Consider the following 21,269-nt stretch of genomic DNA (forward strand, 5'->3'; position numbering starts at 1 on the left):
GACTTCAGCAAAGTCTATTTCAATGAAATTCTAAAAATCAAAAAAGACGTAACAACAGACGTAGACCTCGATGGTAACTTAGCTACTGCTGAAGCTGATGCTTATGGTAGCGATACTATGACTCAAACCTTCGCTACTGTAATTGAAGGTAAATATTCCAACAGCGTATCTATCGCTGCTGCTGACTAATAATTATTAGCAGTTTAATCTACTTCAAAACAGCCGGAAACTGAAATAGTGAGATAGTTTCTGGCTATATTTTTTGAATTGCCTTGGAGAACGTTATGAGCAGATTACAAATTTGTGACCTCAGCTTTTGTGAAACAGCCAATGGTAGTCAAGTTCAAGGCGGATTATTAGCAAATTCCTTACTTGTATTTGACTTTTTAGGGACTTATATCCCGACATTTGGCAAACAATTTTCAGAACAAACAGGGCAATATCTGGTTGAACAATACAGCGATGACACTGGGGAAAATACCGGATATCAAATCTCCAGTTTAGATGGCAAACAAATAATTGCTGGAGCATCTGGGCAAGTTAATAATGTTGACTATGCTCTCTCCTTTGCTCAGAGTTCTACTTAGGAAAAATTCTTGAATAAGGGAAGAAAATTAAATTTTAGGTGATTTTCTTGTTGGTTGTTAGGGTGTGTCACGCAGGATAATTTTGAGCAAGGAACATAATTTTAAACTTATGGCGCACCCTGGTTAATTTAATTACCTTAAGAGTTGGTGAAATAGGCATGAAAAGTTCATTAATCATTTCTGATTTAAGTTATTTGCAACCCATTAACGAACACAGCGTTGTTGTAGGTAGTGGCAAGGTTTATGCTAATACAGATACTTTAGCAGACACCAGTTATGAATATGCTCTAGGTGGTGCTGGTGCAGTTGCCATTGGTGACTCGACTTATACTAATACTAAAACCAAGGCACAGGTTAAAAAAGTTGGTTATCTTTCCTCTAGCACAGCTGATGCAACAGCCAAAGCTTATGCCAGTTCTGACTACCAAACTGCTTCATCTTTCAGCAACGATAGTTCAATTTCACTTTTCATCTCCAATGATTAATAAATCAACTTCCTTGGGTTTTAATTAACCTGGGTTTTTAGCTTATTTATCGTCTTATTAAATAGGTTTTTGACATGAAAATTGACCTAATTGATGATTTTGCAATATTTAAGGAACTTAGAGAGAATTGGGATTCTATATACGCGGCTGATTCTCAGGCTCACTTCTTTTTATCTTGGATTTGGTTATCTGGATGGTTGGAAATGGTGCATGAGCGTTGGTTTATATTAGCTGCAAAACCTGATACCGAAGATTCATCATATATTGCGTTTTTCCCTTTGAAAATGTTATTAAAATACCAGGATGGAGGTAACTTTGAAACTGAAATTTACATGGTAGGTAATAGTCTGGCAGATTACACAGGACTGATTTGTTTGCCCGGTTATGAAGAAGAGGTAATTCCTGCTTTTGCTGCTTATATTCAGGAACAGTTAGTCTGGTCTAATTTCAATGTAAAAAGTTTTCTCCAAACAGATACAAGAATGTCTCTCTTCTTGAATAGTTTTTCCAGAGACAGTTTTAAACTTAGTCAGCTTCAGGTTCAAAGTTTAAATGCAGAAGATCCAGATAGTAATGTTGCTCCTTATCTATTATTACCAGATGACTGGGAGAAATATTTGCAAAATAATGTCGGCACAAATACTCGACAAAAAATTAGACGGTTTTTAAGGAAAGTTGAAAGTTCCAACGAGTTGAAAATTACTTACGTGAATGCTGATAATTTCGCTTCTCATAGTGAGATTCTCCTCAAGTTCTGGGAATCCAGATGGAGAGATAAAAAAGGGGATAACTTTGACGTAATCATGAATTACTATCGGCTAATTTTACGTCATTGTTTTGTAAATAACTGTCTCTATCTTTCAGTTTTGTGGCAAGGAGATAAACCTTTAGGGGCGATCGCTAACTTTATTGATTTTGAGCAAAAATCCATGTTGTTTGTGATTACAGGTCGCGATCAAACCTGTAAAAATCCTCCACCTGGACTTATTCTCCATGCTGATGCGATTCGATACGCGATTCAAAATGGATTTAAAGTGTACGACTTTTTAATGGGAAACGAGGAATATAAGTATTCTTTTGGCTCGCAAGATCGTCACCTTCTGCATTTCTTAGCTAAACGCAAAAATTGTCAGCCTAAACAACAGGATCTTCAGGAAATTCTTGCTTTGGCATTTCAGCTTGCAGTTCGAGATCATCGCTCCAATAGACTCACTAAAGCTGAACAAGGATATCGTCATATTTTAGAAGCTCAAAGAAATCACCCAGATGCACTTTATGGATTGGCGGTGTTAATGCGGCAAAAAGGTGAGTATCAAGAAGCGGAAAGTTTACTTAAAGATTTGCTTCAAATTCAGCCAAACTCGATTAAGGCTTTATTTAGTTTGGCGAACTTACATCAAATGCAAAATCAGTTATCAGAAGCGATCGCCATCTATCAACAAATCTTAGCTTTACAACCGGACATGATCGCCGTTTACAATAACCTTGGCTACGCTTTCCAACAACAAGGTAAATTGTCAGATGCGATCGCCTCCTATCAAAAAGCTTTGGAATTACAACCTGATTGTCTGGAAGCTGATGTTAACTTAGCCAACGCACTTTATGCTCAAGGAAAACTTGACCCAGAAAAACAACTTCATTATGCAGAAATGAACAAAAAATTAGGCTCTAAGTCTAAACAAGTAGGGGATTTAAAAACTGCGATCGCTTACTATCAGCAATCTATCTCCATGAACCCAGATTTAGCCGAAGCAAGACATAATTTGGATTTGCTGCTGCAAAAACAAAATAAACCTCAAACTCCAAACACTAGCCAGCAAAAAGTTCTCATTCATACCTAGTAGTATAAAACATCAAGAATAAAGATTTTTCAGATAGAGCAACAAACTGGATAATAATTATCCAGTTTGTTTATAGGTTAACTGCTACTGCATCAACTGACAACGGAACAAGTTTGACTACTACAAATCTTGACTTGAAAAGCAACAGTCAAGTTACCAAAGCCAATGGTACAGGAACAGCTTTAGCGATCGGGACCTGTTGATGTTTATTCCCAAGGCTTCGATCTAGTTAAGACAAAAGTTAAGTCTAAAACAGGAGAAGACTATGCTTATGAGACTGTTAAGGTAATAGCGATCGACTTACCACACTAAATTTAAACCTAGCTGTTAAAAACCCGGTTTCTCAGGAAATTTTCCGCTTTCACATTGGCTAATTACCTCAAGAAACTGGATTTTTCTTATTTAGCATTCATCAACTGCCAAACTGGCAACATTACCTAAAAAAAATATTTAAACTTAAGATCAAAAGCGATGAAAAATTAAATTTGGGCTTAAAACTAGGAGGATTTATGAAACATCCCTTTGATCTAGATCCAGCCGAACTAGAACTCATAGATTTGGATTTTTCCGAACCGCTAACAGATGAACAAAATGCCCCCATCGGTGGTGCTGAAATGACAACTATGGCGATCGGTGAAGAAGGTGGTACAACTGAAGCTTTCGGTGAAGAAGGTGGTGATACAATAGTTTGTATTTCTGCGCCTTGTCCCGGAAGTGAAAGCGGAGATCATCCTGACAAACCTATTCCCATCGATCCTCCTTTTCCTACTACTACTAAAGCCCTAAATGAAGAAGGTGGTAGTCCTTACACTAAAGCTTTATTTGAAGCAGGTGGTTTCCCTATTTGTTGGTAATTTGATTGCTAAAGCATGAACATTTTAATTTTAGGTGATGGTTCAGATGCTCATGCTGCTCATCTTAAAAATGCTTTAACCAAAGCTGGTGCAGCAGTAGATTATTTGAATACTTACCAATTTCCTACACAACTCCGTTTGACTTGGCGACCTGACACCCAGGTAGGATATTTAACCTTACCGGGAGGTCGCCAATTAAATCTTCAAGATATTCACAGTGTATTTTGGCGCAATTTTTCCGGGGTTTACATTCCATCTTTAAAAGATTCCCATCAACAACAAGTTGCTTTTAATGATGCAATGAGCACGCTGCGATCGCTCATTCAAGCCTGTCCCGCCCGTTGGATTAACTCTTGGCAAGCCTACCAATTTCACAAAGAAAAACCCTTACAACTTAGTCAAGTAAAACAAATCGGAGTCACCATTCCTGCTACTTTAATCAGTAACAATCCCGATCGTATTACAGAATTTACCGAAGCTCACGAAAAAGTAATTTTTAAACCCGTCTATGGCGGCGCTCATACTCAATTTGTCACCAAAAAACACTTAAATCCGCAAAGATTAAGTCAAGTCCTTAGCCTGTCTCCGGTAACAATTCAAGAATATATTCCCGGCACAAATATTCGTACTTATGTCATCGCTGACTGCGTTTATTCTGCCGAAATTCGCAGTCGCAGTTTAGACTTTCGCGAAGATTTTACCGCCGAATTAATCCCCATTGAATTACCAGAATCCATCGGGAAACAATCTTTAGCAATTACCAAAGCCCTGCTGTTAGAATGGACAGCTATTGATTGGCGAATTAAACCAACAGGCGAGTTTGTATTTTTAGAAGCAAATCCCAGTCCGATGTTTATCCACTTTGAACGTAAGACTGGTTTTCCCATTACTGAAAAACTAGTCAATTTACTACTCAATTCATAAGTACGTAGTTTCACTTTATCGCTAAACAAAGGCGAAGACAGCGCAACTACTTACCTTTAGCTGGCTTCAACAGCACAAGAGTTATGCAGCCAGTAATTAAACTCACCTTCTAACCACTGTCTAAACAGCTTATTAATAATGCTTTGATGAGTTTCAGGTGTTAACTCAGCTTGAATAAATTCTTGAACCATAAACAAATGATACCCTTGCTCTGTTTTTAGTGGGCCAATAATTTCACCAATTGGCGCACTAAATACAACTGATGCGATATCAGGGTTTAAACTCCAACGATACATCTTTCCTTCATAACCACAATAATATCGCCTTCTTTGATCGATATCATAAAAGTGAGCCGCTTCATAGAAACTGATTTCTTCTTCTTCAATTTCGTAGAAAATCTCTTGAGCTAATTGCTCATAACTAACAACTATTTGGTAGATGGTAAATTGCTCGAAATCTAGTTTATGTTCGGCAAAATACTTTTCTACTTCCTTGTCAAATAAATATGTGGATAATTTTTTGGTTAGTAGTTTTTGGTGAATTCTTGCTTCTAAATCCTCGGCAGAAATCAATTGATCGGCTAGCCAAGCTAGTGTATCTGAAGCTTTCTCTAAACGTTTTTCTCGACGTAGCAGATCTGCCTCTTCCTGGATTTCCTCTGGAGTGATAACTATTCCTCTTTCTTGAGCCGTTTTACTGATAATTTTTTGATGCAGAATTTTCTCAGAGATATCTTTTAAGAGCATCTCTTGTTTGAGAAACTGGATAATTTCGTTTGGTTCAGGAATTACTTGTGCTAAATTCGCCATTGTTTATAGACATGATTAAACTTTACCAAATCAACATCAGTGTAGATTCGATCGCCTAAAAGCTAATTCAAGCTAATTGCTGATAGTTAATCCCAGATTACATAAATTTCAAAACTGAAGGAGAAACCGAGTTTTTCAGCATTATCTCTCCCTATAACGCCACAATTTTTAATTGTATAACACGGTTTCTCTAATTTGAGCAAAAACCTGGTTTAATGAGCTAAAAACTCACACATTATAAATCTGGAAAAATCATGATTCTTAGTCGGCGCTCTCTCATCTATGAGTGCCGGAACTTCGTAATTTCTCCACTCTACCCAGTCATAAAAACTTCCCCCCCGATGATGACTTTTTTGCTGGTCGATCGCATCAACATAAGCTAAATCCTGAAATTCCTTTAAACAACCTGGAGCAGATGCCCCCTTAGCAAAGCTTGGAGATGACTTACGTTTAGTTGTTATCTTATCGGTTTCTGGCTGACTGGATTTGCCAATTTGGCAGTTTTCTTTCATTAAGCGATTGTAAGTTCGGTAAGGAATATAGTGTAGCGGATTGTAACCAGCAAAACGCAAAATTAAAAGACAGGCCCAAGAATATTTACCATTAAGGATAGCATCAACAATTTGCTCAAACTGTTCAACACTCATAGCTTTATCCACTTTTGAATTGGAAAAAGAAATTTGATGAGTCATAGCAATTGTGCTCCTAATTTGTGATTTCAACCGGAATTTGTTTTTGTCTACTTCAAAAAAAGGCTTTATAAATCTAAACCACCTTGTTGCATCTGCTTGATTGGATCTAATAACACATCGATAATCCGACGTTCACGGATCACAATATCCGCAGTAGCAGTTTGACCAGCTTTAAAAGGAATCTTCCGCTGGTTTGTCTTCACAAAATTGCGCTCTAACTCCACTTCCACGCGATAAACTGCACCGAATCGCTCATCTGGTTTAGCATCTGGGGAAATAGTCCGTACTTTCCCGGAGATAATTCCGTAATCCTGATAGGGATAAGCATCTAACTTGACTTTTACTGGCATCCCAGTTTTTACGAACCCTGCTTCATGGTTAGGCAACTTAGCTAACAAAACTAAAGGTGCATCTTCGGGAGCCAACTCGATCGCAGTTTGTCCCGGTTGAACTACCTCGCCGGGATTGCGAACATTCAGCGAAGATACAACTCCATCAACGGGAGCAGTGAAAGTCAACTGTTTTAACTGAGTTTTAGCTTGATTGAGCAGTTGTTCAGTTTGAGTGATTTTGGCTTGAATTTGGGTTTTTTGCAGTTCTAGCTGGTCAAATTTCTGCTGATCCTGCAATTTAGTTGTCTGAGCTTCTGCTTGATTCTGCTTTTGCTCGGCTAGGAGGCGGTTTAATTCCGATTTGGCTTGTTGCAAGTCACTTTGGCGTTGAATAATAGACCTCTGCCGATCGCGCCAAGCCTGCTGGGCTTGAAACAGCTGTTCTTTAACGCTAGTGTCTTGTTGTAACTGCGTTTGGATAATTGCCCGTTGCCGATCCTGCCAACTTTGCTCAGCTTGAAAAACTTGTGCCTTCAGATTATTATCTTGTGCCAACTTAGCTTCCATCACCGCCCTTTGGCGATCGCGCCAAGCTTGCTCCAAATCAGCCAAACGTTCTTTAGGCAAAGCACCTTGTTCCACTAGCGGTCTCAGTCGTTCCACTCGTTCCTTCGCCGCATCCGCATCCACCTGTAGTTTTTTCAGCAAGTCTTCAGTGGTAGCTGTCAGCGGTTTTACCTGCTGCCATCGAGCTTTCGAGGATAGGGCATCCACCTCTAATTGTTTCAGTAGTTTTTCGGACATCGCTGCTAGCGGAGCCAATTTATCCCTTCTCCCTTTGTATGCTTCCGCTTCCCTTTGCAATTGGGCTAGCAATTCAGTAGTCGTGCGAATTTTTTCTTCGGCTTGGGCGATCGTCGCCAACTGCCCCTTTTCCCTAGCAGCAGCAATGTCTTGATGACTTTGCGCTTCCAAACGGGTTTTTTCCATCAAAGCTTCTGTCTGAAGTAACTGAGTTTGATAAGATGCTCGCTCTTTTTCCAAACGCTCGACTTCACTCCGGGCAATTTGGTTATCCAGTTCCAGCAACACTTGACCTGCTTTTACCGTCTCACCTTCCTTAACCGCTATGCGAGCAACTTTACCCAATACCACTGGGTTAACTTTTAAAGCTTCTCCTTCGGGTACTAACAATCCTTGAGCGTGTCCCACTTCTTCAATCTGCCCTAATGTTGCCCAAGTACCAAAAGCAAGACAAAAAGTCATCCCTGCCAACATCATCCGAAAAGGTAGGGATGATGGAGGTTGATCCAACACATTTTGCAACGAGGTAGACCAGTTATTCAACGCTGGGATGTTGACAGCAGAATTTTCTGCTGACTCAAGGCTATTCTTTTCTTCTATTGTTGTCTGGCGATTCGATGTTGCTGAGTACTCTGCTGTAGCTATCCCTCCGTAGATTGCCGCTCCTTCGGAGTCCTCCAAATTGTCAGAAAAATTTATCTGTGAAGCAATCTGCCTTTTCTTCATCAATGCAGAAATTTGCTTGATTATTCTTTGCATACTATGACCTTACTGTTACAAACGCAATTTTTGTGCTTACAGCGGCGATCGAGCTAGTTAAATCCAGGTTTGTAGAGAATAGAGAAAATTATCTCCCATCGCAGAACTAGAACCGCTGTAAGTACTAAGGGTCTTCGCTATAAGTAAAGGTTTTAATTCTGTTCTACGATCGCTAGTGCCAAAAGACAGAAGACAGAGGGTTACAAGAAAATAAGGCTTTTATATTCAGCTTTTTACCTGTTTTCCACTACTTAATCATTTCTGCCTGGGTACACTAATCAACTAAAGAGAGCAGTTTATAGTTCACACTTTTTTTGGGAGAGTTTGGCTACGAGCTTTCAGCAGCATCGAATGTGTTCGCTATATTATCGCTCCGACTAGTATTCTAATTCATTTAGATACGTTCAATTACGTACTTTTGTGAACAACCAAGCTCTTAACTAGCTAACATTCTAGTACATGAATAGCTTAAATCACGTACTTTTGTGAAAAAATCAAGATTAAAAATGGTTTATGCGTAAATCCACTTACAAAACCAGCTGTTGCTGGGCGAGATGGTAGTACAGACCTCCCTGAGTCATGAGTTGCTCGTGATTACCCGTTTCGGTGAGAATGCCGCGGTCTAGCACTAGGATGCAGTCAGCATTCCGCACTGTGGAAAGGCGGTGGGCAATAATAAAAGTAGTTCGATCGCGACTCAAACGTTCCAGATTTTGCTGAAATCGCCGTTCCGATTCCGTATCTAAAGAACTCGTCGCCTCGTCAAGTACGAGAATTCGCGGATTACCTAATAGAGCACGAGCGATCGCAATCCGTTGTCGCTGTCCCCCAGAAAGACTCGAACCCCGTTCGCCCACCTTAGTGTTATATCCCAAAGGCAAATCTTGAATAAAAGCGTGCGCCTCTGCCAATTTCGCCGCCTCCGTCACTTCCTCCAAAGTAAACTCAGGACGATATAAAGCAATGTTTTCCAGAATCGTCCCCGAAAACAAGAAAGTTTCTTGGGGAACTACTCCCAGTTGCGATCGCAAAGACTGGGGCGAAACATGGCGAATATCATATCCATCAACCAAAATTCGACCGCTATCAGGATGATAAAAACCCTGTAACATAGACACCAAGGTACTTTTACCCGAACCGCTACGACCGACGATCGCGATCGTTTGTCCCGGCATTGCCACAAAAGAAATATTTTGCAGCGTATTCTTTTCCCCTTGAGAACCATAGCGGAAAGTCACATTATCAAATTGCACCTCTCCCCGCAGTCTCGGCAAAGTCAGCATCGGTTTACCGGGAGTTTCTTCGGGCTCAGCCTCAAACACATCATTGAGCCGTTCGACGGAAATCAACACTTCTTGCATTTGATTCCAGATTCCCACCACCGCTAACACTGGGCCGATTACCTTACCAATCATCATATTGAAAGCGACAAACTGACCGATCGTTAGCTCGTCTTGAATCACCAAAGTAGCGCCGAACCACAACAAAGCCGTACTCCCAAAAGAATTAATCAAGCTACTCGTCGATTGCAAAACATAGCCCAGTTTTTGAGTTTTAAAAACCACATTCAAAGTACTGGTAAAGCGGTCTTCCCAACGCCAGCGAATCTCACGTTCCGCTGCCATTGCTTTCACCGTCGCCACACCCGTCAGCATTTCTACCAACAAGCTGTTCTGCTCGGCGGATTCGTTAAAAATTTCGCGAGACATTTTTTGCAGCAGCGGTGTAGCTACTAATGTCAAAATCGCGATCGGTGGAATTAAAGCTAACACCAACAAAGTCAGGCGGAAATTGTAATACAGCATCAGCCCAACATAAACAAACCCCATCACCATATCCAGCCAAGTCAAAATCACCTGACGGGTGAGAAACTTCTGAATCTTACTGTTCTCTTGCACCCGCGTAATGATATCCCCGACTCGGCGCGACTCAAAAAACCTCAGCGGTAACGACAGCGTATGGCTGACAAAACCACCAATTAAAGTCAAGTCAAATCGATTAGAAAAATAATCCAACAGATATTGTCGAGTGACACCAAGACAAAGACTCCAAAGATTAAACAGCAGTAGCCCTAAAATAAACACATTCAAAGTAGCCAGACTTTTGTTTACCACCACCTGATCGAGAATAATTTGGGTAAATAGTGGGGTAATCACGCCGAAAATCTGGAGCAGCAAAGAAGCAAAGATAACTTGCCCAATCAGGTAACGGTAAGGAAGCAAAGCACCTACGAATTTACCCAGAGAAATTTTCTGAGATTCCGCATTTTTCAAGCGCGGCGTAGGATCGAGCAGCAGTGCATAGCCACTCCAATTCTGGACAAACTCTTGACGGGAAATGGTAAATTTACCCTTGGCAGGATCGGCAATTAAAACCCGGTTGCCTTTACAGCGATAAACTACAACGTAGTGAATCCCCTGCCAATGTGCAATCCAGGGATTTTGTTGCTCAGCTAACTTGCCGAAAGATGCCCGCACCGGACGAGCCATAAATCCCAAGTTTTCCGCTGCTTTAGCTAAACCTTTGGTCAAGGAAGCACCATCCCGCCCCACCCCAGCCAAGTTTCGCAGGTAGTTTAAGCTAAACCGTTTCCCCCAATATTGGCTAATCATGGCAAGGCAAGCAGCGCCGCAATCCGAGGAGCTTTGCTGCAAAACTAAAGGATAGCGTTGCCAAGGCCAGTGAAACCGTTTAATTGGTTTGGGAAAATCAACTGATTCATTCGGGGTATTGGCAACTGCTGTTTCTGGACTGGGAATAGCAGAGGAAACAATTGTTCGGATCTCTGCTTTACGCTGCTTTTTGTTTGTTCCTTGATTTACCTGGTGTCCGCTGCTAGAAATCGGATCTGCCGATGTTTGAAAGTACTTTGGCGCAATGCTTTGTGCAATTTGCCAATTCTCTTTAGCTAAATAGTAAATTAATGAATCTGTCTCTAGCGTGGCATCTGGTAATTTTGAATCTGGATATCCCCAAGATAATCCTATTGAGTCTTCTGCTGTGCCACTCAACTGACCCCGATAAAGCCAGTACCTACCAGCATCAGGTGGAGTTGCTTTGACTAAGGACTCACCAGCACTAACCCGTAATGGTGTTAAGTACGGTAAAAGTTCCCTTAGTACATGACTGGGTAAACAGCGCAAGTCTGTAGCAGTTTTCAGAAAGATTTGGCAGTGTCTCCGCTGGGTTTGTTGTCGCAAATATTCGCGCAAGTCAGCTAATCTTTCCAACCAAGAAGACAGTTGTTCAATTGATAAATTTGCTACTTGACTGTCACTGGCTGCGATCGCCTTATAAGGTAAACATTGAAAGTTACCTTGCTCATCTTCACTAGGGCAAAATAACTCCTCTGCACCAAAGGTTTCTCCCGCTTCTAACACTTGAACTGATAACTCTCTTTGCCTTTGTTTATCCCAACTTAGTAACCTTACTTTACCCTGGCACACTAAATAAAAATTGTGCTTATTATGTTCAGTATGAACATCACAATTTTCTGACTTTGTGTTTTTATTGACATAGATCAACTCTCCTAGCTGAAAATGAGCCAAATTTAAGGATTCACTGAAGTCCAGAGCTAGATCGAGATCTAGTTGAGCTTCATTTAACAGCTTGTTGACTGCGGAAAGCTTTGGTTCTGCACTCTGGAGATTTTGACTCTTTGAAGGAGTTTGGGAAAACTGATTCATGATGAAAAACTCTCACGTTCACTCAGTTGCCTTAGTTAAATTTGGGTTACAGATTTAAACACAAGGTCTCTAGGATTTGAAAATTTTTGTTTGAAGAATAACTAAAGAGCAGGAAAAAGATTTATCTAAAGCGGATTCGCTATGACAAATTTGCTCAACTCTACATAGCAAAATTTAAATTTGATAATCTAGTTAACCAATTTTCCCTTGCTGAAGCACTTAAAAGGCTGGAGAAAACCATCATGGAATCAATAGAGGAATCCTTAAATTAAGTAAAGCATCTAGGGAAATAGGTTTTACCGATCGAGTAGGTGGAATTATGGCTCCTAGCTCATAAACGTTCAATAATACTTACTTAAGTAAATCAGATGAGGTTTTGTCAAGAGCAAAGCACAACTTTAATAAACTTTTTACAAAGACTAAGTTTGCTTCATCAAAACTTTAAATTATCTTTATAAAGATTTCACAAAAAGCTGTTCTAGATTACAGAAAGTACGGAAACTCTCATTTAACAATCAAATTTATCAGCAATTGCAGAGATTGCCTAAATTGCCATCCATCTTAAGTAAGAAACTATTTGGAGAAGTTAAAAAATCCGGTTGTGGGTAAAGACCAGCTTAAGAAATTAAACTAAACAGCGATCGCATCATTTATACCAGGTTGAGAGCGATCGCGTCAATTTTATCGTAAATTCTTTCTAAAAAAATGAGTTACCGCCTCTGGAGAGAACGATCTCTGCTTGGATGGGGAAACTCAGCCAAGTAAATCAACTCGGCGAAAGAGGAAATCTCAGAAGTGATTCTGGGAATCCCCGTGCGTTCACGCCGGGGAGGATGTCAAATAACTGCATAAATCGCCCAAATAGCCATTCCTCTTAAATAATAACTAGCGCGAAAAGTTCCAGCAGCAGTAATTGCTTCCGGTGTGCGGAACTGTAAACCATTTTGATAAATTTGCTGCACTACTGCTTCAGTAATTTTACTGGCTTCCTGTTGCATTCCCATTTGCCACATTAATGCAGATACACCAAAATTAATTCCTGTCCATACCTCTAACGGATGAGTAGCATTGGGGTTTTCTGGAGAACCATCGGGTTTAACACCGTTAGCAGCGCCAAGGGGTAAATTAGGAAATTGCTGGCTTGCTTGTAAATTATTGAACTTTAAGAAACAGGAATCATAAATTTTCTTTAAAGCACTAATGGTACATTCTGGAGGGACAATATCTGGTAATCCTAATAAGCGACTATAAAATTGACCGCACAATTGATCGGTCATCACCACATCAGAATTACTATCACTATCTAAGCGATAATATTCCCCATTCCATAACTTTTCTTGATAAACCTTTTCAGCTTGTTGATACCAACCCTGATAAATAAGCTTTTGTTCTTGCCAATTCTGCGCTGGGGAGTTTTGGATTAAGATATCACAAATAGCGATCGCACACTGCAAAGCCGCCAACCACAACCCACCACAATAAGCACTCACACCTTGCAACCTCCAATCATCAAAAGTTTGATCCGGCGCACCCGAATTTTCGGGAATTCCATCTCCATCCAAATCAAAAGTTTTCAAATAAGCTAAGGTATTAACAATACTGGGAAAACTATCTTGTAAAAACTCAATATCCTTCTTTCCACTAAATACAAAATAGCGATAAACTTGCAAGACAAAATCGCAAGGTAAATCCTTCCACAAATTACAATCTTGATAACTAGTGTAATTAGTTTTTTCCCAAGGATGCTCATTAGGTGCGCCTAAATCATGAGGAGTTGCATCAGCAATTTTCCGCACCGCTGACGCTTGATTGTAACCAATAATTCGCTCTTTCTTATCAAAAGACGGAATTGCTCTAGCATAAGCCTCTAACACAGCTTTATCTAATTTAGGCCAGAGCATGACTACAGGAAAAGAACCATAAAGCCGGACATCTAAACTTTCATACCAACGATAATCAATACATTCTAAAATTCCAAATTGACCAACCGGATCGGTTTCCGAAGCAGCTGTCCAAAGAGTCCCCCCACTGGTTAAATTATACAACTCATTAAACAACGCCATTTTAAACCAATTCGGCAAATTTTCCTGTGACAAAATTGGTTCTTGCCAATCAGAAATTCTCTCTTTCCAAGTATCATAATGTTTCAAAGCTGTACGAATCATCGACCAAGAATTTTTCCCATTTCGTCCAAAGAAATCTGTGTAACGTCGATAATAAGTTATGCCATCAGCAAATTCTGTAATCGGAAAATCCCAAGCTAAAATAAACGGAATTTGGCGCGTTTTTCCCGGTCTAATTGTTAACCTAATTGCCATTGCTACGCCAATTTGTTCGCCTGGATCTGCGGGGATTTCATTTTCTATATCTAGTAAAGAACCATCTTGGGCAAAAGTTTGCCAAATTTCATTACCATCGCCAGCTGGATTCCAACGGGTGTGGTGAAAAATTTCTAAACTGGGATTAGCCAAAGTTGCGATCGCCCATTGTCCCTCTGACTCTCGCACATCTTCACCCAATCTTACCCGATCCAACAAACAACCAACCCGATATTGTTCCTCAATCCATTGATTAAAATTCCCCGTACTATCACCAATCCTTGGTTGATAATCATAAACCGGACTACCATCATCTCGCACCCACACTTCTTGAGTTTTCAAATAATTAGTAAACCAACCAACAATATTTTGCCAAGTTAGCATAATACTAATGGTAATTGGCTGGTCGGTAGGATTATGAATACTCCAATTAAAAATTGCGATCGGGTAAGAACTTTCTTGATAATTACCTGCCCAAATAGGCGAAAATTGTTCGCAAATCAACTGTGCTTTAAACACATTTTCATAGACAAACCAACTGCGCGGATAAAGCGCATGATAAGTTCCCGAATTATTTTCAGGATACCAATTCCAAGCTGACAAACTTCCATCAGTCGGCGGCTGCGTACACAAAGAGTATGCTATTCCCGGTTGATTTCCTACCTGTTCAAACACGCTAAATTGACAAGCCGGAATATTTTGAAAAGTATGTTCTCCTGCATCCAAATGCCAAAGATTAAAATCTCCTCGCGAAGAACGACCAATACAACCTGCACCAAAACCACCTAACGGCGCACCATGCCAAGGGCCATCATCTAAATTACTAACATAGCGAACTTTGTAGTAGTTTTCCCAACCTAAACCAATCGCACGTTGCCAAGTGTAAGGGGGAATTTTGTCTGAGTCAGTGGTCATTGGTAATTTGTCATTTGTCATTGGTCATTTGTTATTTGTTATAGCATGGTTTTTTAGTTGTCAATTACGATTTTTTAGAGATCGTAATTCTTGACAAATGACCAATAACTAATGACTAATAACTACCCATCAGTTGTAAGTTGCTGAGGAGTTGTTCGATCTACTTTATAGTAGCGATCGTAAGTATCACGCCAACGAGTAGTATAACTCTTCACTCCATTAGCAACTAAACCCAAAACTGGAGTTCCAGAAATTCGTAAAGTATCTAACGCTTGCATTAACGGATAACGATCGGCTTTTCCTAGTCCCACAACTAAAATTACTCCATCAGTAGGAGTAGCCAAAATACTAGCATCTGCAAACCCAACTAAAGGCGGAGTGTCATAAATAACTAAGTCGAAAGCTGACTGAAACTCAGCCATTAGAGCCTGCATTTTTTCCGAAGATAACAAACGAGTAGGATCTGGAGGAATTTGTCCTGCCGTCATAATATATAAATTTTCTTCCTCCGGGCAATTTTGAATTACCTCATGAAAATCCAGGTCTTCCGAAGAGATTAAATTAGTTAATCCCCGCATATTAGGTACATCCAATCTTTTGTGAATTTGGGGACGGCGTAAATCAGCATCTACTAATAACACTCTTTGTCCCATTGCCGCTGCCGCTTGAGCCAAATGTATCGATATAACTGTTTTTCCTTCTGCGGGAGTCGATGAACTAATTACTAAACTTTGGATTGGCATATCCGTAGTTAAAAGACGGATATTAGTATAAAGCGAACGGAAAGATTCCACAAATTGAGAAGCATTATACCGAGAATATAATTTATTATCTTGAGCAATAGCTGCGCTTTCTCCCTCTGGTAATAATAAAGCATTTGCCTCAGAAGTTTCTCCAGCAGCAAGTTTTTTCAACGCTTTACTAAAGGGAACTACTCCTAATAAAGGCATTCCAGTTTGGTTTTTTAAGTCTTCCGCAGAATGGAATACATTATCAAGCATTTCGGCTAACCAAGCTGCCCCAGTACCTAACAGTAAGCCCGCAACTACGCCTAAGATTAAATTACGATATTTGTCAGGAGAAAGAGGATAAATCTGACTAGGAGCCGCAATTAATTGCCAAGGTGTTGCCTTTTGCGCCGCTTCAATTTCCAAGTTTTCCCTAGTAGATAAAAACCTCAATAAGCTTTCGGTTGTTACCTTTAATTCTCGCTGTAAATCTGTGTATTGACGAGCGCGGATTGGCATTTGTTTAAATTCTTGAACTAATAATTGCTCGGCACGTTTTAATGCTTGATTCCGCACTTCTAAAACTTTGATTTGATTTGTTGCTTCCACAAATTGCTGAGTTAAGTTTAAGCGAACCGAGTTTTGATTACTTAGTCTTTGGGTATTGACTGTATTCGGAGAAATGCTAGTTCCTATTACTCTTTGGGTTTCTTGAGCAATCAAAGGTAACAGCCTTTGTCTTTTTTCCTTAAGTGCTTGAATATTAGGGCTAGCTTCTGTGAATCTCACCGATTCTGTTGCCAGCTTAGTTTCTACATCTTGCAATTCTGTGAGTAGTTTTTGATACCTGGGAGCTTCACTCAAAGCCGAGGCTACAATTGCCTCATTTGGCTGTAAGCCTAACTGTGTTTGTAATAAAGTGTAGAGCGATCGCAACTCATTTAACTTAGTATTTGCTTCGATTTGTTGGGTTTCAATTCCCGAAATCCGCGTTCCTAATTCTTGCGCCTTTTGTTCCGGGTCAATAAAATTATATTCTTGGCGAAACTTTTGTAATCTTGCCTGTAACGCATTTACCCGTTCTTGCAAATTGGGTAACTGTTGTTTCACAAAATCAATTCCTTGGCGGACATCCGTTTGCCGCTGTAGCCGACTATAATCCAAGTAACCATCAGCAACGTATTTTAAAATTTTCTCTGCCCTTTTAGGTTCGGTATCTTGATAGCGCACTTCAATAATTTTTGTTTGTCCCAAACGGCTAATTACCAAATTTTGCATCAAGGAACCATAGTTGATTTCTGGATATTCAGCTTGAATTTTTTTAACTATTGAATCCATGACACTGGGACTGCGTAACACTTCAGTTTGAGTGTCGTAATCTAAAACAGAATAAACAATTGCACCGAAATTTTGTGCTACTTTAGTTTCTGCGGTAATTGGTTCTACTAAAACCCGAAACTGTCCTTCATACAAAGGTGGTGTATTCCAAGTTCTAGTTCCCACTACTGTTGTTACAGCGATCGCTACACTAACCACAACTAAAGCGCGACGACGCAAAATTCCCAAAAATTGCCTTAATTCTAGCTTATTAACATCTTCTTCATATCCCTGTTCTGGATAAATGTATGGTAAAGAATGAGGATTTTTCCCTTGATTACTATTATTGGGAAATATGGGTTGACTGTATGGTTTAATTTTCATCTTCAAGCTGTTCCCTTTGTCAGTACTATTATGTCAATTGTCCCGTCAATAACAAGTCAAGCATTAAAGGTCAAAGTCCAAAGTAGAAAAATACTTGCTAATTCTTTTTTTACTTTGGACTTGTTACTTTTAGGTTTTCGCTTCGCCTCTTTAACTCAAAGTTATCAATATCCTCCTAGAGAGATTCAAAAATACGGATTAAGTTAAAGATTGAGAAGAAATTACTAATCGGATCTAACCAAATCCTCAATCCATCCGTAACTTCTGCTGCAAAAGATCGATTCACTACAATCACGTCATTATCCCGAAGAATCGGGTTGCCGTCTTCATTGATTCCTCTAGAAAAATTAATACTGACATTCCGTTTGGTGACTGTTCCATTGGGATTTAAACGGAGTAATTGAACAAAGGATGTCCGGGCGCGAGTTGGGCTAAAACCTCCTGCTGCCAGTACTGCTTGGTTTAAAGAAGTATTCGGTGGTACTTGTAAAATACCAGGTCTGATAACTTCTCCGACTACATTCACCCGAATGGTAGCTGGTGAAAGGCTACTTGAGGCAATTTGCGGGGCTTCTGAGGGGTTAACGTCTTGGGCCGTAGGGACGAAGATTGTATCTCCTTGTTGTAAGATTAGGTCTTGCGATCGATCGCCCGATTGCAACAATTGCCAGAAATTAGAAACTAAAATTTGTTGAGTTCCTAACCTAGTATTACGGCGAATTTCAATCCGGCGAATATCCGCCATTTGGGTAATTCCCCCCGCTTGTTGAATCGCTTGCGACAAAGTAGGTAATCCCGCAAAAGAAGGTAGCGCCCCCTGTACACCCTGCGCTGGTCTAAATGGTTGAATTAGATAAGTACCGGGACGTTGTACTTCGCCCACTACAGCAACGTTCAAAGGTTGGGAAGGATCGGCAGCAATACTAGAAGAGATAATTTCTAAAGAAGTCGCAGCAGGTAATGGTGCTGTAGCTGTAGGTACGACGATCGAATCTCCTTCTTGCAAAAAGATATCCTGACGGCGATCGCCTCCTTGCAACAATTCTTGTAAATTTATGGTAGTTGTCTGGATATTGCCATTGCGAGTAATCCGGCGCAACTGCACTTGCGTAATATCCGCAGTTTGGTTAATTCCCCCAGCTGCTTGTAGTGCCCGTGACAAAGTAGGCGGCGATCCAGTTTGGGTTGGTTGTACAGTATAAGGGCCAGGACGAGTCACTTCCCCCACCACAACTATATTAATTGGCTGGTTTTGGGCAGGAGCCAAAGTACTATTAGTAATATTAAAACTGCGATCGGCATTAATCTGGGGTGCAGTGGGAATCACGATCGTATCACCCTGTTGTAAAATCAAATCCTGACGGCGATCGCCACCCTGCAAAACTTGATTCAAATTTACCTCAACAATCTGCTCTCTGCCCCCCCTGGTAAAACGACGCAACCGCACTTCACTGAGATCCGCCGCTTGAGTTACACCTCCAGCCACTTGAATCGCCCGTGATATAGTAGGCAAAGCTCCTGTTTGGTCTGGTTGCACGATTACTGGCCCCGGACGAATCACTTCTCCGGCAACTAAAACATTTAACGGTACGTTTTGTGTTGGTGCGACATTCGATGTCGCAATATCTTGGGCTGTGGTTAAATTAATATCGGTTGCCGTGGGAATAAATATACTATCTCCATCCCGCAAGGTAATATTTTCGCAAAGTTCACCTCTAGTTACTAGCCCTAAAACGTTGAGGTTAATTGTCCCAAAACCCGGTCTTAATAATCTTACTTGGCGCAAATTCGCTGACTGGGTAATTCCCCCGGCTAACGCCAAGGCTTGAGATAATGTTGGTAGTTGAAAACCTGCACCCCCAGCACCACCTGCACCTGCACCAGTCAGGGGAATTACGTAAGAACCAGAACGATTTACTTCTCCCGCGATCGCTACTTGTACAGGTCGCGGTGCTACTAAATTAACAGTTACGATCGGTCTTCGCAAAAATCGGGCATACCGCGAAGAAATTAAATTAGAAGCTTGTTCTAAAGTTAAACCTTGAAGTGAAACGCTTCCAATCAGCGCCAAATTAACTGTCCCATTCACCAAAACCTGATATTCTCGACTATATTCAGGAACGTTAAAGATATCTAAGCCAATGCGATCGCCCGCCCCTAAAGTATAAGCAGGTTCCGGCTGAAAACGACCACTCCCTCCTGGCGGACAAGTATTCAACGTTCTTCCGGGTGCTTGCGCCCACCCCACTTGGGGAACAGTCAACGCTAACAAAGATAAAGCAACTACCAAAGTCTTCTGGTTAACCAACGACAGTTTAACAGTTCTATTGTGTTTTGTTGGTAAGCTGTTCGTTGGATCGAGCGAATTTTTCAACATTACTTTAACAGTGTGACTAAAAATTTTGCTTTTGTTGTCAGTAGTAGATAGAAAAATCAGGTTCTACAGTTCCAGAACGCATAATTATCTGCCTTCCACAACTTATACAACCTTTTTAACTTCTTTTTATGCCGTAGGTATTTAATACATATTTTTGGGAAATGTGCCAAAAAAATATAGCCGATCTTCTGCTGTTTTTCAGCCAAACTAGATTTTAACCCATCAGCTATTGGGGTAAATTCTGCTGAATCTGCTTTGAGTTGTACCATTACCAAAATGCTCATCCCTCCTTTGCAGGCATACACTCAATTCAATGGTAGTTTCCCAACTATGTTGCCTCACACAAACTAACAGAGCTAACACCCCAGTACCTCTAGATATGCTGCCACATTTCCAGCAAATTAGTCTAATCTTGTCCCGGAAAATAGAGAATTTAATTTATTGTTCATTGTTCCCAAAAATTCAAAGGCGTTCTTTTTTCCCAAGAACGCCGAAAGTAATATGGCAATTGTTAACAAAATGACTGAATCAGTAAGTGAATATCTTAAACGAATGGCAAAATTGTCAGACTGAAAATTCCTAGCTTAAAGAAGCATTACTGCGATCGTAAGTCGCCCGGAAAGAAGGTTCCAGTTTTCCTTGAGTATGAACCCAATTATCTACATCTACAGACATCCCCATTTCCGCTGCCGCCCGACCTAGCATCGATTGCTGGCGATTTTTAATCAAATGGTGATGGCGCAACATCAAAGACCGAGCTTGTTCTTGTGCAGACATGACTTTTTCTCCTCGTTGAACTTGTTCGTTATACCTTCACTATTTAAGATATCAGAAAATTCTGTAACTAAAGCTACAAAATGCCTTATTTTTACAAAAATTTACCTTAATCTTTGGGATCGCTTTGGGATCTAGGAATCAAAAAGACCTGATTCCCTAGTTTTATGTAAAATTCCTCTACCGCACGAATATCAAAGGACGCTACCCTAAATTGGGAAACTCCTGATTTAAAGAAAATGGCTACATCTTGTCATATTGTTGTAGAAAGCAATCCGGTAATCGTCTACGCCAGCAGAAACGGCGCACCTAACAAAGTCCTACCGATCCTCGAACCATTCTTAAAAAAGTTTTGGGAAGAAAGAGAAACCTGTGGCGAGTACGGCGATACCCCAGAATGTTTAGCCGCTCAAATAGTGGTCAGATTTGGCTATGAAATTTGTGAAGACGATTTTTCCAACCTGCGAGTCGGAATCAACTACGCCCCAGACGTGGAATACATCTACTTCATTCAGATGAATCGCCAGATTAACGTTTTGATTCCCAGTGATGAGTATCGCAGCAATCCCAATTTAGGCATCCCAGCCTGTCGCGAACTAGCTACAGAAAATCGTTAAACTTGACTTTTTCAGTCAAGCTATGCTGTAAGGGGAATCTTCTCGTGATAAATTAATCATTAAACT

Annotated in this window: 14 protein-coding genes and 1 pseudogene; 7 read left to right on the forward strand and 8 right to left on the reverse strand. The window is 40.5% G+C overall.

Features of this window, described 5'->3' with window-relative positions; all coding sequences use genetic code 11:
• The 6 genes and pseudogenes from ACE1B6_RS01595 to ACE1B6_RS01620 form a co-directional block, all read left to right on the forward strand.
• A pseudogene (locus ACE1B6_RS01595) lies at window positions 1–189 on the forward strand (hypothetical protein); the annotation flags it as partial.
• 95 nt (window positions 190–284) lie between these two features.
• Window positions 285–587 (forward strand): hypothetical protein, encoded by a 303-nt coding sequence (locus ACE1B6_RS01600; protein WP_413255482.1) that lies wholly within the window; start codon window positions 285–287, stop codon window positions 585–587.
• A gap of 158 nt (window positions 588–745) precedes the next feature.
• Window positions 746–1,072, forward strand: coding sequence for a TonB-dependent receptor (locus ACE1B6_RS01605; RefSeq protein ID WP_413255483.1), 327 nt, complete (start codon window positions 746–748; stop codon window positions 1,070–1,072).
• A 74-nt stretch (window positions 1,073–1,146) separates the two neighbouring features.
• A complete protein-coding gene (locus tag ACE1B6_RS01610) occupies window positions 1,147–2,913 on the forward strand; it encodes a GNAT family N-acetyltransferase (RefSeq protein WP_413255484.1) in 1,767 nt (588 codons plus the stop codon).
• 509 nt (window positions 2,914–3,422) lie between these two features.
• Window positions 3,423–3,767, forward strand: a complete 345-nt coding sequence (locus tag ACE1B6_RS01615) for a hypothetical protein (RefSeq protein WP_413255485.1) — start codon at window positions 3,423–3,425, stop codon at window positions 3,765–3,767.
• A 15-nt stretch (window positions 3,768–3,782) separates the two neighbouring features.
• On the forward strand, window positions 3,783–4,691 hold the full coding sequence (locus tag ACE1B6_RS01620; protein WP_413255486.1) for an ATP-grasp domain-containing protein: 909 nt from the start codon (window positions 3,783–3,785) through the stop codon (window positions 4,689–4,691).
• 56 nt (window positions 4,692–4,747) lie between these two features.
• On the opposite strand, the gene ACE1B6_RS01625 is transcribed toward ACE1B6_RS01620, so the two are convergent.
• The 8 genes from ACE1B6_RS01625 to gifA all read right to left on the reverse strand — a co-directional run bounded on the left by ACE1B6_RS01625 (window position 4,748) and on the right by gifA (window position 20,589).
• On the reverse strand, window positions 4,748–5,500 hold the full coding sequence (locus ACE1B6_RS01625; RefSeq protein WP_413255487.1) for a peptidylprolyl isomerase: 753 nt from the start codon (window positions 5,498–5,500) through the stop codon (window positions 4,748–4,750).
• 212 nt (window positions 5,501–5,712) lie between these two features.
• The gene (locus tag ACE1B6_RS01630; RefSeq protein ID WP_413255488.1) at window positions 5,713–6,192 is read right to left on the reverse strand and encodes a HetP family heterocyst commitment protein; all 480 of its coding nucleotides are present in this window, start codon (window positions 6,190–6,192) and stop codon (window positions 5,713–5,715) included.
• 65 nt (window positions 6,193–6,257) lie between these two features.
• Window positions 6,258–8,087, reverse strand: coding sequence for an HlyD family efflux transporter periplasmic adaptor subunit (locus ACE1B6_RS01635; RefSeq protein WP_413255489.1), 1,830 nt, complete (start codon window positions 8,085–8,087; stop codon window positions 6,258–6,260).
• Between the two features lie 527 nt (window positions 8,088–8,614).
• Entirely contained in the window at window positions 8,615–11,773 is a 3,159-nt protein-coding gene (locus ACE1B6_RS01640) for an ABC transporter transmembrane domain-containing protein (protein ID WP_413255490.1), read from the reverse strand.
• A gap of 836 nt (window positions 11,774–12,609) precedes the next feature.
• The gene (locus ACE1B6_RS01645) at window positions 12,610–15,027 is read right to left on the reverse strand and encodes a GH116 family glycosyl hydrolase (RefSeq protein WP_413255491.1); all 2,418 of its coding nucleotides are present in this window, start codon (window positions 15,025–15,027) and stop codon (window positions 12,610–12,612) included.
• Between the two features lie 101 nt (window positions 15,028–15,128).
• Window positions 15,129–17,435 (reverse strand): GumC family protein, encoded by a 2,307-nt coding sequence (locus ACE1B6_RS01650; protein ID WP_413255492.1) that lies wholly within the window; start codon window positions 17,433–17,435, stop codon window positions 15,129–15,131.
• A gap of 175 nt (window positions 17,436–17,610) precedes the next feature.
• The gene (locus ACE1B6_RS01655) at window positions 17,611–19,812 is read right to left on the reverse strand and encodes a polysaccharide biosynthesis/export family protein (protein WP_413255493.1); all 2,202 of its coding nucleotides are present in this window, start codon (window positions 19,810–19,812) and stop codon (window positions 17,611–17,613) included.
• Window positions 19,813–20,391: 579 nt separating this feature from the next.
• Window positions 20,392–20,589 (reverse strand): glutamine synthetase inactivation factor IF7A, encoded by a 198-nt coding sequence (gene gifA, locus ACE1B6_RS01660; protein ID WP_413255494.1) that lies wholly within the window; start codon window positions 20,587–20,589, stop codon window positions 20,392–20,394.
• Between the two features lie 236 nt (window positions 20,590–20,825).
• Here gifA and ACE1B6_RS01665 point away from each other — a divergent pair, with 236 nt between their 5' ends.
• Entirely contained in the window at window positions 20,826–21,203 is a 378-nt protein-coding gene (locus ACE1B6_RS01665; RefSeq protein WP_413255495.1) for a histidine kinase, read from the forward strand.
• Window positions 21,204–21,269 lie beyond the last annotated feature (66 nt).

The organism is Floridaenema fluviatile BLCC-F154 (genome assembly GCF_041929135.1).
GTDB classification, from domain to species: domain Bacteria; phylum Cyanobacteriota; class Cyanobacteriia; order Cyanobacteriales; family Aerosakkonemataceae; genus Floridanema; species Floridanema fluviatile.

What these genes read in the sequence shown, in the direction of transcription:
- ACE1B6_RS01665 (WP_413255495.1), top strand. Translation starts at nt 20,826, where the DNA reads ATGGCTACATCTTGTCATATTGTTGTAGAAAGCAATCCGGTAATCGTC.
- ACE1B6_RS01600 (WP_413255482.1), top strand. Translation starts at nt 285, where the DNA reads ATGAGCAGATTACAAATTTGTGACCTCAGCTTTTGTGAAACAGCCAAT.
- ACE1B6_RS01625 (WP_413255487.1), bottom strand. Translation starts at nt 5,500, where the DNA reads ATGGCGAATTTAGCACAAGTAATTCCTGAACCAAACGAAATTATCCAG.
- ACE1B6_RS01645 (WP_413255491.1), bottom strand. Translation starts at nt 15,027, where the DNA reads ATGACAAATGACAAATTACCAATGACCACTGACTCAGACAAAATTCCC.
- ACE1B6_RS01620 (WP_413255486.1), top strand. Translation starts at nt 3,783, where the DNA reads ATGAACATTTTAATTTTAGGTGATGGTTCAGATGCTCATGCTGCTCAT.
- gifA (WP_413255494.1), bottom strand. Translation starts at nt 20,589, where the DNA reads ATGTCTGCACAAGAACAAGCTCGGTCTTTGATGTTGCGCCATCACCAT.
- ACE1B6_RS01650 (WP_413255492.1), bottom strand. Translation starts at nt 17,435, where the DNA reads ATGAAAATTAAACCATACAGTCAACCCATATTTCCCAATAATAGTAAT.
- ACE1B6_RS01640 (WP_413255490.1), bottom strand. Translation starts at nt 11,773, where the DNA reads ATGAATCAGTTTTCCCAAACTCCTTCAAAGAGTCAAAATCTCCAGAGT.
- ACE1B6_RS01655 (WP_413255493.1), bottom strand. Translation starts at nt 19,812, where the DNA reads ATGTTGAAAAATTCGCTCGATCCAACGAACAGCTTACCAACAAAACAC.
- ACE1B6_RS01605 (WP_413255483.1), top strand. Translation starts at nt 746, where the DNA reads ATGAAAAGTTCATTAATCATTTCTGATTTAAGTTATTTGCAACCCATT.
- ACE1B6_RS01635 (WP_413255489.1), bottom strand. Translation starts at nt 8,087, where the DNA reads ATGCAAAGAATAATCAAGCAAATTTCTGCATTGATGAAGAAAAGGCAG.
- ACE1B6_RS01615 (WP_413255485.1), top strand. Translation starts at nt 3,423, where the DNA reads ATGAAACATCCCTTTGATCTAGATCCAGCCGAACTAGAACTCATAGAT.
- ACE1B6_RS01610 (WP_413255484.1), top strand. Translation starts at nt 1,147, where the DNA reads ATGAAAATTGACCTAATTGATGATTTTGCAATATTTAAGGAACTTAGA.
- ACE1B6_RS01630 (WP_413255488.1), bottom strand. Translation starts at nt 6,192, where the DNA reads ATGACTCATCAAATTTCTTTTTCCAATTCAAAAGTGGATAAAGCTATG.